Source organism: Vibrio sp. zbq_1 (assembly GCF_043102935.1).
Lineage (GTDB): Bacteria > Pseudomonadota > Gammaproteobacteria > Enterobacterales > Vibrionaceae > Vibrio > Vibrio parahaemolyticus.
On record NZ_JBICJH010000017.1, the window covers coordinates 1 to 4,311 of the forward strand.

General features: G+C 41.2%; 5 protein-coding genes. All 5 read right to left on the bottom strand.

The window, feature by feature from the left end:
• Window positions 1-110: 110 nt before the first annotated feature.
• On the bottom strand, window positions 111-617 hold the full coding sequence (locus ACF8CV_RS10590) for a DUF2199 domain-containing protein (protein ID WP_138937970.1): 507 nt from the start codon (window positions 615-617) through the stop codon (window positions 111-113).
• Between the two features lie 159 nt (window positions 618-776).
• Window positions 777-1,289, bottom strand: a complete 513-nt coding sequence (locus tag ACF8CV_RS10595; RefSeq protein WP_138937968.1) for a GNAT family N-acetyltransferase — start codon at window positions 1,287-1,289, stop codon at window positions 777-779.
• A 143-nt stretch (window positions 1,290-1,432) separates the two neighbouring features.
• Window positions 1,433-1,975, bottom strand: coding sequence for a hypothetical protein (locus ACF8CV_RS10600; RefSeq protein WP_138937967.1), 543 nt, complete (start codon window positions 1,973-1,975; stop codon window positions 1,433-1,435).
• Between the two features lie 772 nt (window positions 1,976-2,747).
• Window positions 2,748-3,143 (bottom strand): ACT domain-containing protein, encoded by a 396-nt coding sequence (locus tag ACF8CV_RS10605; RefSeq protein ID WP_138937966.1) that lies wholly within the window; start codon window positions 3,141-3,143, stop codon window positions 2,748-2,750.
• 626 nt (window positions 3,144-3,769) lie between these two features.
• Window positions 3,770-4,255: a GFA family protein gene (locus ACF8CV_RS10610; protein ID WP_392417332.1), complete on the bottom strand. Its 486-nt coding sequence runs from the start codon at window positions 4,253-4,255 to the stop codon at window positions 3,770-3,772.
• Between the last annotated feature and the right edge of the window lie 56 nt (window positions 4,256-4,311).

The window sequence follows — 4,311 nt, forward strand, 5'->3', positions numbered from 1 at the left end:
CAATTAAGGTGTGAGCCACGCTACCACTACACTCAATTTGGACAGCGTAAACACTTAACTAAACCCAAACCAAAAATGCCGAGCGTGGGGAATCACTCTTAAATTGATTGTTAGCCGTGCATGCAAAGTTCAGCGATTTTCTGAGCTTTGCTTATTTCAATACCTTTCATAAAATCTTCATGTAATTCATGGTCAGTTTCATGAAGTACGATAAAGGGACGAGCACCATCTAGTCGTGGATGTACATCAGTGGCCAAAGCATACGTAGTCTCATAGTAAGGTAAATAATTGCACAACCACCCAAAGTAGGTTCGGTTGATATCTGGTTGTTCATACGTTTCTACGTAATGGTTATAGCTAGACTCACTGAGAGACACCCAAACACCCCACATAAAAGGGTCTTCTACTCCAATAATCGGTATTTCAAAGATTACTCTGATAAAGTAATGGTAACCATCTTCATCTTTGTAGTAGCACAAGTCTGAGCCTAGCTTACCTTCATTTTGTACTTCTTCTGGCTGCTCGAGGTAAGGATCAGGCGCTCTGAATCCAAAACTGGGCGAGCCCTCATGAATCTCCTCACAGGAAGAACACTTAAACGCGAATATACTACTCAATTATTACTCCTTGACGGCTAACGCTGCGTTAAGGGGTGAATGCCGCATAAACCAGCTTTCCGCAGACCACTTTCACCACCAAAACTCACCGCATACCAAAAATGCCACGCGGCATGAATCCCTCTTGAACGCCTTGTTATGTGAATTTTTCCAGTACGCTCAATATACACAACCATTAAACTCAATGACTTGATTGCTTAGAGCGTCACCAACATTGTAAGTCTTAACCATGCCTCCACGGTAGACAAACTCGTTCCAATTTTTCTGCTGTATATCGTAGTAATGAATAGGACAAATTAACTCTGAATACCCTGAACTTCGATATACATCTGGCTCATAAGCGAAAAGAAAAGAATGAGTTACACCAAAAGACACCAAGTATTTATCCAGTTCTTTTACGACAAGTTTGGCCAAACCCAAACCACGCTTATTTGGTGCAACTGCTATACCGCCAACTATGCCCGCTTTGAAGTTGACAGAGCCCTGCGACATTAACCGGCTATAAGCAAAGCCGGTAGCAACAATCTGACTGTCGTCCTCAATGAGAACTGCACAAACTAATTCGTGGTTAAAATTGACTGCAGAATCTTGAGCAAAAACTGAGTTTAGATGTGCATTAATTGAAGCTTCATACGCCTCAATTCCACCACTTTTTACGAGTGATATTTTCAAGATTAGCTCCATTCACATAACGCCCTGTTAAGGTGTGAGCAACGCAATACCGAAGCCTCTGCATACCACCTTAAACACCAAAACCAACGCATAGTAAAAATGCCACGCGTTGCGAATCACTCTTAAACAGTTTGTTAGGCAATTTATTCATCGATCCGGCAATAAGTAATATCGGATTTTTTGTGCGGTTGATACGAATAGTGGTACTCAATTAATTCTCTAGCTAACGGTGGAAATTCAATTGGCTCGCCACTGCTTTCAATCCCCATAAAGTCGATGGTTGCAGCACGCTCTAGAGTCTCTAGTTGGCTTTGAATAAACTCGTCGGGTGCCACCTTAAGGTCGCATTCATCCGCGTCAGCCCAATAACCCATCGGACTCATTCTTTTTACATAAATATCCAATCCGCCTTCAATACCAAGGTTTTCTCTTACTTTTAGTAAGCAGACCCCCTCGATGATGACTGGCTTACTTGATTGATTAATAGTGTCGCGTAATTGGTCAAATTTCACACTCGAAACATAGAAGCCTTGTTGACGAACAAGGAAATCATCAACACTAAGAACCGGAATTTCTAGCTGTTCACCAAGTTGTTTAGCTAAGTAGCTTTTTCCAGAACCATCTTTACCATCAATCCAGATCGTATCGGGATGATTATTTTTAATTTGCTCTAGTATTTCAACCATAGTTAAAGTTCTCGATTAATTGCCTAACGCCCTGCTAAGGGGTGAGCAACGCAATACCGATGCCGCCGCATACCACCTTAATTACTAAAATCAACGCATAGTAAAAATGCCACGCGTTGTGAATCCCTCTTGAGCAGTTTGTTAGTTTGCAAACCCAAAGCGTTGATTTTACGTTATTTTAAACTTTGCAAACAACAAACCATACGCACATTGATGCATTTAAGTCAGGCTTAGTCTCAAAGCGGCTACTCAATGAAACTACTTGGAGCAAACAACGCCGCAGAAAACGGACTCACAACACCAAAAAGCGCTTTTAGAAAACCAATCTCACAGTGCGGACTTTCAACAAAGTCACTGAAACCACGAGAACTTACGACACCAGAGAAAACATCATTTCAGCGAGTAAATCGGTTTTTGTACCAACAAACTCAACGAGTAGATTTTCAGCAAAAAAGTTCGACTCAGTGAACCCAAAAGTCGCAACACCAAAGAACAAATCAACCCTTGAAAAGATTCCAATTTTGGATTTTAACCGAGGTCGTTAACACTGAATTTGATATCCAAAACCACAACTTTGTCTTTGAACTTTTACCACTAGATCTTGCGATATAGCTGCGTTTTTCCTCTTGCAAACTAACGCCGCATTAAGTGGTGAGCAACGCAGACCACTGCACTTAAAGTATTGTACCGTAAACACTAAATTCAAAGTAAACCAAAAATGCCGAGCGTTGGGAATCCGTCTTAAATGCTTTGTTAGCAATATGGCTTAACCCTATGCACTGAACTCTTCTAATACAGAAACTGCCGCTTCAGCTTTACCACTTTGAACAAAGATATGGTCGTGATAATAAGCTGCAATGACATTAGCACTAATACCCTTTGATGCTAACTTGCTAGCCACTGCTGCTGTAAGACCTACAGCTTCCAAACTGGAGTGCACCGTCAGAGTTATTTGACTATATGTACCATTAAACGACAAACCTGCCTTTTCTACCGCTGATTTCTCTAGAACCAAAGTTAAACCCTCAGATTCAATAAGCGTGGCAACTGGATTTAGGTCAACATAGTCTGCTAGCACACCAGAAACTGTACAAAATACGAACTTTGATTCCATTAGTTTTGGACTCATCGAACGCAATAATTCGTCTAGGTCTGTGATTCCTGACATATCGGTTTCCTATTATATTGCTAACGCCCGCTTAAGTGGTGAGCAACGCTACCACAACACTCAATAATTAAGCCGTAAACACAAATGCTAACTCAGACCAAAACCGCCGAGCGTTGCGAATCCGTCTTAAAGCGTTTGTTATATGCAGTTCGTTTTTACACCGTTACCACAATGAATACAGCGAACATAACCACTAAACCACTTTATGACAGTTTTTGACCAACTCCCATCAGACATTGGATGCGGCTCATTAAAACCTTGAATAGTTATGCATTTATTACAGTGGGGACACTGCACAAAACACGCTAAAATAAGATGAACAAATGCAAAAAATATGTACACCGAAAAACAAACAACAATTGCATTTTCACTACCATGGAAATTAAGCATAGCGAAAGCAAAAACTATAATTGTTAACGCTAGAAAAAACCACGAGAAATAAACACTGATAACGTTGATTTTACCGATCATGATTGATTACTACCTTGAGGCATATAACGCCGCGTTAAGGGGTGAACAACGCCACCACCTGACGCAAACCATTGTGCCATAATCACAAAAGCTAAACTTTGAACCAAAACTGCCAAGCGTTGAGAATCCCTCTTGAACGCTTTGTTATGCGTGCGTTACCTGCATATTTTTAACCAATCTTTCTCAGTTGGCATCGTATCAAATTTCGGTATACCGTCATTTATAAAACCCACGTCCCAACTAGCGTGAGAGCCAACATAAACATGAGCAGAAACTTTTGTATCCACGGGCTCGGACAGCAGACCAGCTGGCACCCAATATGAATCACCGCTTGAACTGATATTCGGTACTGGGCTACCGCATTGACAGCAAAACTCAGATTTAAAACCTGAGCTCGTAGAAAATGACCTAATTTGATGTTCGCCGGAACGCCACTTAAAATTTGATGCTTCAACTATCAACGCTGAATTTGATGAAGAACCCGATACCTTGCGACACAAAGGACAATGGCATTGATAGATGGGTGGCAATTCGCCTGACAACTCAAACGAAACCTCTCCACACAAACAGTTTCCTTTCAAATTTAATTTTTCCTTGTTAATTAGTACGCATAACGCCCTGTAAAGGTGTGAGCAACACAATGCCGAAGCTCCCGCATACCACCTTAATCACTTAAACCAACGCATGATGAAAATGC

Bases quoted from the DNA above. Each gene is read 5' to 3' on its own strand.
- ACF8CV_RS10605 (WP_138937966.1), bottom strand. From the start codon at position 3,143: ATGTCAGGAATCACAGACCTAGACGAATTATTGCGTTCGATGAGTCCA.
- ACF8CV_RS10600 (WP_138937967.1), bottom strand. From the start codon at position 1,975: ATGGTTGAAATACTAGAGCAAATTAAAAATAATCATCCCGATACGATC.